The organism is Vibrio sp. 10N.222.49.C9 (assembly GCF_041474985.1).
GTDB classification, from domain to species: Bacteria; Pseudomonadota; Gammaproteobacteria; order Enterobacterales; family Vibrionaceae; genus Vibrio; species Vibrio crassostreae_C.
In genome coordinates this window covers 1-12756 of sequence record NZ_JBFRVD010000027.1, presented here as the reverse complement: position 1 = coordinate 12756, position 12756 = coordinate 1, and the positions used below count along the sequence as shown (strand labels likewise).

Here is a 12756-nt window from a genome sequence, read left to right as displayed (position 1 = left end):
TTATAGAGTGTCCTGATATTGTTTTACTAATTCTTTGGTATCAACGACCATATTCATCTCCATTTGACGCTGAGAATAATGGTATATCCACTCAAAAATTGGTGTTGCGGATTGGCGGAAGTTTTGCCAAAAATTCATATGTTGCTCAGTCGATTTTTCGATTTCATGCTCTGATAACTTGCCAGTTACAATGGTTCGCCAAGAGGTGTGGCATTCTTTAGTTAAATCATTAGCAATGTTTAAATTTTGCCTGTTTGTTATCCACTCATCTAAAAGTACGGAGATAAAGGGCGTAAATGGTGCAATAGTAAATATGATTGATTGAGAGATTGTGTAGTTCAGGAGTAGGGCTAAGACAATTGGACTCGCTACACTTGCTGCTAAAAGTGCAGTTAACAATGCTTGATACTTTTTACGAAGTTCACTTTCCCATGCAAAAGTTGAGTACGTCGCTATTACTTTTGCAACAGAGAACGGTACTTTGTCCAGTGAAGTCGACCACCAGTTTTCAAGTTCCTGTTTGTCGCTTGGTGTACTGCGAATCTGCTTCTGACCTAACTCAATGATTTTGCTTTTTGGGAGTTCGATATGGGTGGGTCTTACGCCGACAGCCATAACTAAATAATCATGCAAACGTTGAAGCGTACAACCCATATTGATCCATTTGGTAACTTGCTGCTTACCAAAGCTGCCTGCGAAGACTGATGCTAGAAGTAAACTTACAACATAAGGTGTCGGATCTATCTCTGGGGTGCCGTTGGAAAAAATGTACGCTGACGCTACTGTTTGTACGACAGCAAACAGCAATGTAGTTGACCATATTGCTGCTTTCCAAGCTTTTGCTTTTTTGTAGGCAAAGCGAAATGCTGTGCCAGCCTCAATGGCCTCAGTACTTTTCTGATTAGCTATGATATTTGTCATTTTTTATCCATATTGTGGGAAGTCGTTACCAAACACTTTGCGCCACTCTCCAATTGCTTTTTTGTGGTCTTCTTCTTTCTCAAACTCCCGCGCTGCTAGGGCTGCATTGAAATCTGTTTCCGCTTTTCGCGAAATTTTAGTCTTTTCGTCCCAAGATAAAGTGTTCAAATTTCCTTGAATTCCTTTTGGATCATTAACATTCCACCAAATGTTGTCCTTTATGTATTGAAGTACATTGATGATGTTGATGTCGACGAACAGGCTCGCCTCGCCTTTTTCCGCAAAGTAATTAAGAACCAAATTCTCTAAGAGATAAGATGGCATTGAAGGCATCGTCGCTCTACGTTGCCAGTATTTAATTGCTCGGATCGCATTAAGCACATGACCACCACATTGCTGATTGATATCAGTGACTCGCTGTTGATCTAGTCTTGGGTCTGTCTTTATCCAGTGACCGTTGCCGTCAGGAATGATGTAAAAGGTTTTTCCATCGGCATCTTCAGTAGTAAAAAAGGCTGGAACGATGTCAAAGTTCCAGTCATAGCTTGTTAGTTTAAGCGTTGCTGCGTTTTGATTTCGGTGTAGCTCCGCTTTGCTATAGTGATTCAGCTCGGTCAATTTACTCACAAAGTGATTGATGACCTTACGTGAGTTGAGGCGAAATGAACTGTCATGGCGAAAGCTCTTATACTCAGGGTATTCGGTCGGTGTATTGATGTATATAGTGCCGTCAAAACTCTCCTCCCATGTACAGCCATTTGCCGACAGTGTGAAAACCATATCTATATCATCTAAGGGACGAATTTTCGTTCGTCTCGCAAAAGAACCAAAATTGATGTCCTTGTCGCTGTAAAGCGGAAAGAAATCAGTTAGCCCTTTTACTTGCCCTTTCAAATAATCTCGGCTGGAACGCGCTGTGGTTGTTTTCTTACTATCAAGATTGACCTTGTCAGACATAAATTGATTAAACGCAGAATTTACAGTTGTCGGCATATGACCTCCATGTGCTTTCAATGCATCACTAAAGATGATGCTGTTTTTTCTAGATTACGTTGACATTTCGTTCATCGTCAAGCATTATTTTTGCATCACATGAAATGATGCAGGTTTGTTTTTTGCTTGTAAGACTAAAAGAAATCGCGGTAGTTCGATCTGGCCATTCTTTCCGAGGTTCGATAGAAGAGGCCTTAAATGGGAATGGCTATGTCATTCAAACCAGAGATCAAAGCGTAGATGGGAAAATAAGGTGGTCGCAGCTTGTTCGTGCCGATGTTGCTGGGCGAAAAGAGCCTGAATGGCTTCAAGAGGGCGACGTAATATTTGCTGCGCGTGGAATAAGAAACCTTGCATCTTGGGTATCAGAAGGCGATTTGAGCGTGCTAGAGCTACCAGTGATCTGCTCGCCGCACTATTTTCAGATTCGCTTGAACTCCACAATAACGCTATTGCCAGAGTTTCTTGCATGGCAACTCAATCAATCGGTCGCACAACGTCATTTTCAGCAATCTGCCGAGGGTACAATGCAAGTGAGTATTCGACGTTCGGTACTAGAGGAAACGCCAATCACAATTCCGCCATTGGAAACGCAGCGAAAAGTGGTGTCGTTAAGCCAGCGAGTACATCGAGAAGAGCAAATATACCAAGAGTTAATCCAGTTACGACGGATGGAGATGCAAGTCATCGCCAATCAAGTTTTAAACGAACAATCAAAAAATAAGAGATAGAAAATGCCAAATTCTTCAATCAACCAAGATGAGATCAACAAAGCCGTTTGGGCTGCCTGTGACACTTTCCGAGGCACAGTAGACCCATCTATTTACAAAGACTTCATCCTGACCATGCTGTTCTTGAAATACATCTCTGACGTACACCAAGACAAGTTTGATGAGCTATCAAAGCAGTTCAATGGTAACGAGCAGATGATCACTGCGATGATGTCGAAACAGTCTTTCAAAATCCCGACTGGTTCAACTTTCTGGGACTTATACGAATCTCGCCATGAAGCAGGTAACGGCTCTCGCATCGACCAAGCACTACATGCGATTGAAGAAGCGAACGGCACTAAGCTAAAGAACGTTTTCCAAGACATCAGCTTTAACACTGATAAGCTCGGTGATGAAAAGCAGAAGAACGACATCCTGCGCCACCTACTAGAAGACTTTGGTAAAGATACCCTAAACCTGCGCCCAAGCCGCGTGGGTTCGCTGGACGTAATTGGTAACGCCTACGAGTACCTCATCAAACACTTCGCTGCTGGTAGCGGTAAATCGGCGGGTGAGTTCTATACCCCACCAGAGGTGTCGGATCTACTCTCTATCATCCTAGAGCCACAACAAGGCGATAGCATTTGTGACCCTGCATGTGGTTCAGGCTCACTATTGATGAAGTGTGGTAAGCAAGTACAGAACAACTTTGCAGGCTCAAAGCAGTACGCGCTGTTTGGTCAGGAAGCGATTGGTTCAACGTGGTCACTGGCGAAGATGAACATGTTCCTACACGGTGAAGATAACCACCGCATTGAATGGGGTGACACCATTCGTAACCCTAAACTACAAGACAAAGACGGCGGCTTGTTGCACTTCGATGTAGTTACGGCGAACCCTCCGTTCTCCCTTGATAAATGGGGCTTTGAAGATGCAGGTAATGACCACTTTGGTCGCTTCCGTCGTGGTATCCCACCGAAGACCAAAGGTGACTATGCGTTTATCTCACATATGATTGAGACGCTGAAACCTGAAAGCGGAAGAATGGGTGTTGTTGTGCCTCATGGCGTACTATTCCGCGCTTCATCTGAAGGTAAAATCCGTAAGCAACTTATCGATGAAAACCTACTCGATGCCGTAATCGGCCTACCTGAAAAGCTATTCTTTGGTACTAGCATTCCTGCTGCCATTCTTATCTTCAAGAAGCAGAAAGACGATAACAAGGTGCTGTTTATTGATGCCTCTCGTGAGTTTAAGTCTGGTAAGAACCAAAACCAGCTAACCCCTGAGAACATTCAGAAGATTGTTGATACCTACAAAGCTCGTGAAACTACCGATAAATACTCATACCTAGCGACCCTAGAGGAGATTGCCGAGAACGACTACAACCTTAATATTCCTCGTTATGTGGATACCTTTGAGGAAGAAGAAGAGATCGATCTTGTAGCCGTGCGTAATAAGCGTTTAGCTCTGCAAAATGAGCTTGCTGACCTAGAGGCGGAAATGGCGGGTTACTTAGAGGAGTTGGGTTATGGTGCCTAATGGTTGGGAAGTCAAAAAACTAGGCGAACTGTGTAGTTTGAACCCTAAAAAGCCATCAAAACCTGATGATGGCGTAGTTTCATTCATTGCGATGCCACAATTATCTGAGTCAGGAAAAGTTATTTCGACGGAGAATAAGCCTTATGATGATGTATCAAAAGGTTTCACTTCATTTGTTGATAAGGATGTTTTAGTCGCCAAAATTACTCCTTGTTTCGAGAATGGGAAAGGAGCATTGGTTGACAACTTAGCGAACGGTATCGGTTTTGGTAGTACAGAGTTTCATGTGCTTCGAGCAAAAAAAGGAACACATCCTGAATTCATTTATTATTTAACTCGAACTAAAGAGCTTCGTGTTAAAGGAGAAATGAACATGCAAGGTTCTGCTGGGCATAGACGAGTAACGGCTGATTACTTTAATGCTTATAAAGTTCTAACTCCATCGTACTCCGAACAGCGCAAAATCGCAAAAATCCTCTCAACATGGGACAAAGCGATTGCCTGCACAGAAAAGCTGATTGAAACCAGCAAGCAGCAGAAAAAAGCCCTGATGCAGCAGCTTTTGACGGGCAAGAAGCGTTTAGTGAACCCTGAAATGGGTAAAGTGTTTGAGGGGGTGTGGGAAGATATAAGCTTAAATGATATCGCTTTAATTATGACGGACTATGTAGCAAATGGAAGTTTTCAAGCTTTACGGGAAAATGTCGTGGTGAAAGACACTATCGATCATGCTCTTTATGTTCGTCTAGTAGATCTGAGAGCTGGGCTAGGTCACCCTGCACAAAAGTATGTAGATAGAGGCAGCTATGAATTTCTAAAGAAATCAACTCTATCAGGTGGCGAACTCCTCATGGCAAATATTGGTGCTAATGTGGGTGAGGTATGGATGATGCCAGATGTTGAATTAGCAGCTACGCTAGCGCCGAATATGTTAATGACAAAATTCAAAAAACATATAGATAATAACTATATATATTATTTTCTGGCTAGTGAGTTTGGTCAAAATAGAGTTTCGAAAGTTATAGCGGGAAGTGGTCACCCCAAAATAAATAAAACAGAATTGAAGCAAGTAAAAGTTCTAAATCCCACTTTGAAAGAGCAACAAAAAATCGCTTCTGTCCTTACTGCTGCCGATAAAGAAATAGAAGTGCTTGAAGCTAAGCTGGTTCACTTTAAACAAGAGAAAAAGGCATTGATGCAGCAGTTGTTAACGGGTAAGCGCCGTGTGAAAGTTGATGAAATGGAAGTCGCATAATGAATAAGAGACCTCGCACCATCCAGATTTTTCTACCTAGCGGTGACCCAGCGGGTATTCGCATAGCTGAACAGACGACCTCAATCATTCGTTTGATTGAGGTGCCGCGTAGCGAAATGGTCGAGTTTGTTAATATGCCAGAGTCAAAGCAAGTAGGGTTGTATTTTCTTGTCTCTGGTGACAACAAAGAGGAATGCTACATCGGCCAATCTGGTGATGTCGGGTCTCGATTGATGCAACACCATAAAAGCGAGACTAAAGACTGGGAGCGAGCATTAGTCTTAGTTTCTCTCACCAACAACCTTACCCAAACTCACGTGCTCTATTTAGAATCGCTTGCGATTGAAAAAGCGAAGGCATGCCAACGCTACGAATTGCTCAATGGCAATGGTGGACAAAAGCCCCACACGCCTATCCCTCTCAAAGCAGATTGCGATGAAATCCATGATATTGGCAGTCTGCTTTTAGCAACCTTGGGGTATCCGATTTTCGAGCCGCTAACCGAAATGAATAATAAAAAAGATAGCCAAACTTTTGTCTGTAATCGTTCTGGTGTTAAAGCTGAGGGGGTTTATACCAATGAGGGTATGGTGGTATTAAAAGGCTCTTCTGCACCAATGAAAACCAAGCGTAAAACCGAACCTCGATTTTATGAAAAGCGAGATGAACTGCTTACCAAAAAAGTGATATCTCAAAATGGTGACCGTTTTGTATTCGAACGCGACTATCTATTTAAAACCCCAAGCGGTGCTTCGTGTTTCTTACTCCTTGGTTCATCAAATGGCTGGGTTGATTGGAAAACTGATAAAGGTGTCACCTTGCATGACCACCAAGGAAGAACGCTTGAGTCTGCTACTGAGCAAGCAATTGACTAATCATTAAGGCTAGGAATGGACACACAACTAACAAGGTTTGAACGGCTGCTAGAAGAGTTCAAGGAACTAGAACCCTCCGAAATATCAGAGCCGACTATTTTCAGTATTGGCAGTAAAGGTTATTTCGAAAACCCCACCACAGACATATTGGCATTCTTCTGTGATAGCAATGGGCAGCACCAACTGGGTGATGTGGCGCTCAAAGCACTACTAAACTGCCTACCCGTTGAATATTGCTCGCTAGACAGCTCGTTAATTGAAAAGCCTGAGCGAGAGGTAAGAACAGCAGCAGGAAAACGTATTGACCTACTTCTGGAGAGTTCTGACTGGGTACTTGTGCTGGAAAACAAAATTAATCATCAGCAAAACAACCCGTTTGAACACTATGAATCTTTTGTCAGAGAAGAACAGAACCAAGCTCGTTTTAGTGATAAACAAGTGTTGTTTGTGGTGTTATCCCCTTCAGGAGAGTCCTTAACTAAAGGGTGGCATGGCGTAAGCTATCCACAACTCATTACGGAGTTGAAAGCTCAACTCGCGGAGCAGTTTATTTCCCAACCTATTAACAAGTGGACTTTGCTGTTGCGTGAGTTCATTTTGCATTTGGAGAGTCTCATGTCTCAACCGTCAGTCAACCAGCAAACCCTTGATTTTGTGATAAATAACCTCGCTGCAATTAAAGAAGTTCAAGAAACTAAGAAGCAAGCAATTAGCGAGTATCATCAACAATTACAAGCAACGATTCAAAGTAACATAGGAAAGGAAGTTATAACTCGATTGGAGCATTGGGGAGGCTTCCCTGCGCTGCGATTTTACTTGTCTAATTGGGAAGAAGAAGTTGAATCTGATGTAGTGTTGCTCCTTTCTGGTGATAAGGCAGAGTCCTCGATTAATACATATGCTCACTTACGAAACGGAGTCGGTGAGAGTACAGCAGATGCAATAGTTGCATCGAATATAAGCACAGAGCGATGGGTTGAAGGCAAACATAATCAATACCGAGCTTATAGAGTTAAAAGCGCAGAAATGACAACAGAAGCGACTATTAAATACATTGGGCAGCGCCTTTTAGAGCTAAATACTTTTGAACACAAGTGTCACGGAGGTATGTCATGAGCCCAGCATTGCCCAATTTCCGTGAAGAACAAAGCGCTAAAATTCCAGCACTGACTTTGCTGACCAACCTCGGCTATCATTTCATTCCACCGAGTGTGTGTGTCGTTAAGCGTGGCAATCTTTCCACGGTCATTTTGCCTGATGTATTACGGGATGTCCTCAAGCACAAAACCTACTCATTCATGGGGAAAGATCATCATCTATCGGATGCAGCCATCGATAAAATTGTCCATGAGCTTGCCAACCCTGCCATGAACGAAGGGCTAAAAGCGGCGAATGAAAAGCTGCATAACGCTCTGACCTATGGTATTGGCGTAACCGAGTTTGTTAATGGCAAGAAAGCCAGCCCAACGATCAATGTCATTGATTGGGAAACCCCTGAGAACAACCAGTTCCACTTTACCGAAGAGCTAGAAGTAGAAAATACTCATGGCACGGGTCATCGCATTCCCGATATTGTCTGCTTTGTGAATGGCCTGCCTTGGGTGGTGATTGAAGCCAAGCGTCCTGACTCGTCTCATGAAGGTAAGCCAACAGTCGCTGAGGGAATTTCGCAAAACATCCGTAACCAAAAAGTCGATGAGATCCCACACCTATTTGCCTACAGCCAATTGCTGATGTCGGTGAACGGGCATGAAGGTTTATATGGTACATGCGGTACACCAAGTAAATTCTGGGCGAAATGGAAAGAAGAAGAGATCACTGAAGCCACATTCGCACGTCTTAAAAACACGCCGCTTTCTCCAACGCACCTCGATAAGCTATTTGCTCACCGTCCAGCCAAGGTACGTGATGAATACCTATCGCTGATTGCAGGCGGTGATTTAATGGTGACAGACCAAGACCGTTTGTTGGTATCACTACTTCGTCATGACCGCCTTCTGGAAATGACCCAGCTCTTCACTCTATTCGATAAAAAAGCAGGGAAAATCGTTGCTCGTTATCAGCAGGTCTTCGGTATTAAAGCCCTGATTGAGCGTGTTACCTCATTCGATGAGAAAGGCGCACGTAATGGTGGTGTTATATGGCATACCACAGGCTCGGGTAAGTCCTTTACCATGGTGTTCTTATCCAAGGCACTGATTTGGATTAAAGAACTCGCCAAATGCCGTGTTGTTGTTGTCACTGACCGTGTTGATTTAGAAGATCAGCTAGCTCGTACGTTCGCCTCTGGCGGCGCACTGTCTGAAAAAGATCGTAAAACAGCCATGGCAACCACAGGTAAGCGTCTTGCCGAGCAAATCGGCAAAGGCAATGAGCGTATTATCTTCTCCATCATCAACAAGTTTGGTACCGCGATTGAACTGCCAGAGTGTTATAACGACAGTCCAGATATGATTGTGCTGGTTGATGAAGGTCACCGCAGCCAAAACGGTGAAAACAACATTCGTATGCAGCAAGCTCTGCCAAAAGCGGCTTATATCGGCTTTACGGGTACACCGTTACTGCAAGATGACAAGACTGAAAACAAGTTCGGTAAAATCATCCACTCTTACACCATGCAGCAAGCGGTGGAAGACAAAACCGTTACCCCACTGTTGTATGAAGAGCGTGTGCCAGAGTTAAGTACCAATGACAAAGCGCTTGATGCTTGGTTTGCTCGCATCACTGACAAGCTGACCGAAAAGCAACGCACAGACTTGAAGAAGAAGTTTGCTCAGAAAGGTCAAATCTATCAAACCGAAGGTCGTATCGAGCTTATCGCCCACGACATTTCTGACCACTTCCAAAACTTTAAGCGCCAAGGGTTAAAGGGGCAACTTGCTTGTGACTCAAAAGCCTCTGCTATCCAATATAAGAAGCTTCTCGACCAAATTGACAAGGTAACTTCGGTTGTCGCCATGTCACCGCCAGACACCCGTGAAGGACACGATACGGTCGATGGTGAAAGCAAAGACATGGTGCAAAATTGGTGGAAGGATAATGTCGGCAACGAAGATGAAAAAGCGTACACCAAACGCATCATTGAAGAGTTCGCCAAAGACGATGGCCCCGATTTGATGATCGTGGTGGATAAGCTTCTAACAGGCTTTGATGAACCAAAGAACACAGTGCTGTACATCGATAAGCCGCTGAAACAACATAACCTTATCCAAGCTATCGCTCGAGTGAACCGTCTGCATCAGAAGAAAGAGTTTGGTTACCTCATCGACTACCGAGGCATCTTAAAAGAGTTAGATGCCACCATCGCTGATTACCAAAATTTGGCTGAGCGTACCCAAGGTGGCTTTGATATTGACGACCTTAAAGGCTTATACAGTCGCATGGATACGGAATATAAGAAGCTGCCAGCGCTATACAGTGAACTCTGGGCATTTTTTATTGATGTAAAAAACACCCAAGATCCGCAAGCAATGGCACGGGTATTTGCGCCGAGCATAGAATATGTAGATGGTCAGCCTACCGATTTAAACCTAAAGAAACGCCAAGATTTTTATAGCACACTCACTGCGTTTGCTAATTGCTTAAAAGTTGCTCTTCAATCAGCAACTTACTTTGAAGATAAGAGCTTTGATGATAAACGTCAGGTTTATAAAGACACGCTAAAAAGCATGACATCGCTACGCCAAGTTGTCCGTCAGGATGCCGAAGAAACCATTGATTATGACGAGTATGCTGAGAGTGTTCGCACCATGTTAGACAAGCACATCGGTGGCGTTGAGATCCAAGAATCTAAAGGCGCTTATCTTGTCGGTAACATGGGTAAGGATATAAAACCAGAAGAGCTGAGTGACGATGAGGCTCGCAACAAGAAAGATGCGATCACTGGCCGTATCACTAAGATGATTGAGCAAGACCTTGCCGACGACCCTTACGCTCAAGAGTATTTCTCGAAGCTGCTTAAACAAGCGATTCAGCAAGCAAAAGAGATGTTTGATGCGCCTGTTAAGCAATATCTCCTATTTGCTGATTTTGAAGAGCAAGTGAAAGAGCGCAAAGTCGAGGGGTTACCAACCGATCGCTTCGCAGAGCTAGACCCCAAAATTAAGCGTCATGTACAAGCTTACTTTGGATTGTTCTTAAAACATGGCGCTGAAGGTCAAGGTCTTACTGAAGATCAATGCTTCAACTATGCAGTAGAGATTGACGAGAAAGTGCGCAAAGCGGTAGCAGAGTTTTCAATCAATCCATCAGAGATTGAAAACCAGATCACTCTAGAGGTACTCCCGTTGCTGTTTGCCGATTTAGGGGTTGATAAAGCGCAAGTCATTGCCGAAGAAGTGGTACAAATCACTCGCTTAGGTTTAGCAGGTCACCATTAATGGCATCAACAGTCTCTGACGAACGTAACAAAGAGGAATACAGCTTCATCTATGGAGATGAGGCTGTGAGCTATGAGGTGCTACGTAAGCCTATCAAACAAGGAAAGAAGCGAAGTATTACCATCAAGGTGCAACCCAACTGTGATGTCACGGTTAGTACCCCAGAAGACGCTGAGCTTGAGGACATTCACCAAGCGGTAATGAAGCGTGCCAAGTGGATTTATGATGCCCTGAAAGAGTTTCGAGGTCATTTGGAGTATGTCCAGCCTAAACACTACGTCAGCGGTGAGATGCAGTTCTATCTTGGTCGGCGTTATGTGCTGAAGGTAGTAGAAGATTCAGATGCCTTGCCAACGGTAAAAATGACTAGAGGTAAGTTACTTGTCACCTTGACGAGATTCAACGATGACAAAACTGCCATGGTTAAAGTTTTGGTGCGCAACTGGTACAAGGTTCGTGCTGAACACATCTTCCATGAGCGTCTATCTGAGTTGTTGCCACAAGCTACATGGGTTGATGGTATCCCAAGCTTTCGTGTACTGCCCATGACAAAGCAATGGGGAAGCTGTTCAGCCAAAGGGAGTCTGATGCTCAACCCACATCTAATTAAAGCACCCAAAGAATGCATTGACTACGTGATCCTCCATGAGCTTTGCCACATCGCGGAGCATAACCACAGCGAGAAATTTTGGCGCTTACTGACGAGTGTTATGCCGCATTGGAAAGAAGTGAAAAGTAAGTTGGATGGCATGGCGGAGTTGTACTTGAATGAGTGATAATTTTGATTTTGAACTAGCGGAATTGCTGCGAAAGCAAGTACCTCATGATGAGTCGATACACAGTACTTTGCTTAGAACATTATTAACGTATGATCCAAATATAAAGCCTATCGGCGTGATAGGTAATTCAGGCTGTTGGATCGATGCTCCTTTTGTTCAAAAGCAGTATCAGTTCCTTTTCTATCGCTATCCTGACCATGTGTTATTAGAAACTATAGATATGGGCTTGTCTGTGAACGGTAAGTATAACTGCCTTTTTGATAACCCTGTCTATTACACATATCGAATTGAATCTACTTTTTTTAGTGGGAGAAGAACTAGAGAACGAGCCTCGTCTACAACGAAGATAAGGTATTGTTTATCTTGTATAGAAGAGAGTATTGCAAGTGTCGGCTATGGGTATTTTCGGCACTTTTGGGATAGTTCAAATTTATGTCTTATTCATGGGCAACCACTTAAAGAACTACCCGAATTAGGGTTTGCTAAAACTCTAAAAGCCGTAAAACGGCTGTTTAATGCAAAAGATTGTAGACAAGCGATAAGCTTAGCAAAAAAGCCTGAAGTAACTGCTAAATATTCTCCGAAAATTACATGGGATGAAACGGGAAGGTATGTATTCCCTATTAAATTTGCTCCAGGATGTTTGATGCCCATTTTTGCTCAATGGGTATATAGCAAATACTCAAAGTTCGAAAATATGAAATTACGAGACTTTGCACAAAAGGTTACAGGGCAGTATTTTAATCATTATTCTCTTTATGAATTTGATTATAGGCGAGATTTTGCGGGTATTTTGATGATGTGTGCAGAGTATGAGCCAGAGTTATTACATTCATTCATAGTTAATGAAGTTAGTCTTATTGGCTTAGAGTTGGGACCAAGAAAGCAAGGAGTTCTCCGAGAAATCTTTGCAAAGCACTCAGTGAGTGATTGTACCGCTTGTGTAGAAAAGTCTTGCATCATGAAAGCACATCAAGGCACTTTCAGTGTAGATGCAACAGAATTGAATCTTAAGAACTTATTTGAAAGTTCTTACACTCTTGCAAGAATATCTATGCAGGGTAGGCCTATTAGAACTAGTAAGGACTCGATCTGGGGAGTTATCGATGTTTCTCCAGAAATTGCTGATAGTAAAGCCTTTGAGAAGATAGAGTTTCAGATAAACGAAGTCTGTTACAAATAGTGTACAAACTTTATTGTCCCAAGTTGATTTAGTGTACGAACTTTATTGTGCCTAAACATTAAGCTTTTAGCTTACTCACTAGATTTTAAATTATATAAAAATGGCGAGTCATACGACTC

Annotated in this window: 10 protein-coding genes; 8 read left to right on the top strand and 2 right to left on the bottom strand. The window is 43.1% G+C overall.

Annotated elements, in window-relative coordinates; genetic code table 11:
- A complete protein-coding gene (locus tag AB4585_RS12470; protein ID WP_372169940.1) occupies window positions 1-921 on the bottom strand; it encodes an S-4TM family putative pore-forming effector in 921 nt (306 codons plus the stop codon).
- 3 nt (window positions 922-924) lie between these two features.
- Window positions 925-1914, bottom strand: a complete 990-nt coding sequence (locus tag AB4585_RS12465; protein ID WP_372169938.1) for an SMODS domain-containing nucleotidyltransferase — start codon at window positions 1912-1914, stop codon at window positions 925-927.
- Window positions 1915-1973: 59 nt separating this feature from the next.
- On the opposite strand from AB4585_RS12465, the gene AB4585_RS12460 reads away from it, so the two are divergent.
- Genes AB4585_RS12460 through AB4585_RS12425 form a run of 8 tightly spaced genes read left to right on the top strand, consistent with a single transcriptional unit; the run spans window position 1974 to window position 12637 of the window.
- Complete coding sequence (locus AB4585_RS12460; protein ID WP_372169937.1) at window positions 1974-2645, top strand: restriction endonuclease subunit S; 672 nt, start codon at window positions 1974-1976, stop codon at window positions 2643-2645.
- Window positions 2646-2648: 3 nt separating this feature from the next.
- Window positions 2649-4166, top strand: coding sequence for a type I restriction-modification system subunit M (locus AB4585_RS12455; protein ID WP_372169935.1), 1518 nt, complete (start codon window positions 2649-2651; stop codon window positions 4164-4166).
- Window positions 4156-5421 carry a restriction endonuclease subunit S gene (locus AB4585_RS12450; protein WP_372169934.1) on the top strand — a complete coding sequence of 422 codons (1266 nt, stop codon included), beginning with the start codon at window positions 4156-4158 and terminating at the stop codon, window positions 5419-5421. Before AB4585_RS12455 ends, AB4585_RS12450 begins: the two co-directional genes overlap by 11 nt.
- On the top strand, window positions 5421-6296 hold the full coding sequence (locus AB4585_RS12445) for a GIY-YIG nuclease family protein (protein WP_372169931.1): 876 nt from the start codon (window positions 5421-5423) through the stop codon (window positions 6294-6296). The genes AB4585_RS12450 and AB4585_RS12445 overlap by 1 nt, the downstream gene beginning before the upstream one ends.
- A 15-nt stretch (window positions 6297-6311) precedes the next feature.
- Window positions 6312-7412 carry a PD-(D/E)XK nuclease family protein gene (locus AB4585_RS12440; protein ID WP_372169929.1) on the top strand — a complete coding sequence of 367 codons (1101 nt, stop codon included), beginning with the start codon at window positions 6312-6314 and terminating at the stop codon, window positions 7410-7412.
- Window positions 7409-10675, top strand: coding sequence for a type I restriction endonuclease subunit R (locus AB4585_RS12435; RefSeq protein WP_372169927.1), 3267 nt, complete (start codon window positions 7409-7411; stop codon window positions 10673-10675). Before AB4585_RS12440 ends, AB4585_RS12435 begins: the two co-directional genes overlap by 4 nt.
- Window positions 10675-11451 carry a M48 family metallopeptidase gene (locus tag AB4585_RS12430; RefSeq protein ID WP_372169925.1) on the top strand — a complete coding sequence of 259 codons (777 nt, stop codon included), beginning with the start codon at window positions 10675-10677 and terminating at the stop codon, window positions 11449-11451. Before AB4585_RS12435 ends, AB4585_RS12430 begins: the two co-directional genes overlap by 1 nt.
- The gene (locus AB4585_RS12425; RefSeq protein ID WP_372169923.1) at window positions 11444-12637 is read left to right on the top strand and encodes a hypothetical protein; all 1194 of its coding nucleotides are present in this window, start codon (window positions 11444-11446) and stop codon (window positions 12635-12637) included. The genes AB4585_RS12430 and AB4585_RS12425 overlap by 8 nt, the downstream gene beginning before the upstream one ends.
- Window positions 12638-12756: the final 119 nt, after the last annotated feature.

Excerpts from the sequence above, each read along its gene's own strand:
- AB4585_RS12425 (WP_372169923.1), top strand. The coding sequence starts at position 11,444 with ATGAGTGATAATTTTGATTTTGAACTAGCGGAATTGCTGCGAAAGCAA.
- AB4585_RS12440 (WP_372169929.1), top strand. The coding sequence starts at position 6,312 with ATGGACACACAACTAACAAGGTTTGAACGGCTGCTAGAAGAGTTCAAG.
- AB4585_RS12430 (WP_372169925.1), top strand. The coding sequence starts at position 10,675 with ATGGCATCAACAGTCTCTGACGAACGTAACAAAGAGGAATACAGCTTC.
- AB4585_RS12470 (WP_372169940.1), bottom strand. The coding sequence starts at position 921 with ATGACAAATATCATAGCTAATCAGAAAAGTACTGAGGCCATTGAGGCT.
- AB4585_RS12465 (WP_372169938.1), bottom strand. The coding sequence starts at position 1,914 with ATGCCGACAACTGTAAATTCTGCGTTTAATCAATTTATGTCTGACAAG.
- AB4585_RS12435 (WP_372169927.1), top strand. The coding sequence starts at position 7,409 with ATGAGCCCAGCATTGCCCAATTTCCGTGAAGAACAAAGCGCTAAAATT.
- AB4585_RS12450 (WP_372169934.1), top strand. The coding sequence starts at position 4,156 with ATGGTGCCTAATGGTTGGGAAGTCAAAAAACTAGGCGAACTGTGTAGT.
- AB4585_RS12455 (WP_372169935.1), top strand. The coding sequence starts at position 2,649 with ATGCCAAATTCTTCAATCAACCAAGATGAGATCAACAAAGCCGTTTGG.
- AB4585_RS12445 (WP_372169931.1), top strand. The coding sequence starts at position 5,421 with ATGAATAAGAGACCTCGCACCATCCAGATTTTTCTACCTAGCGGTGAC.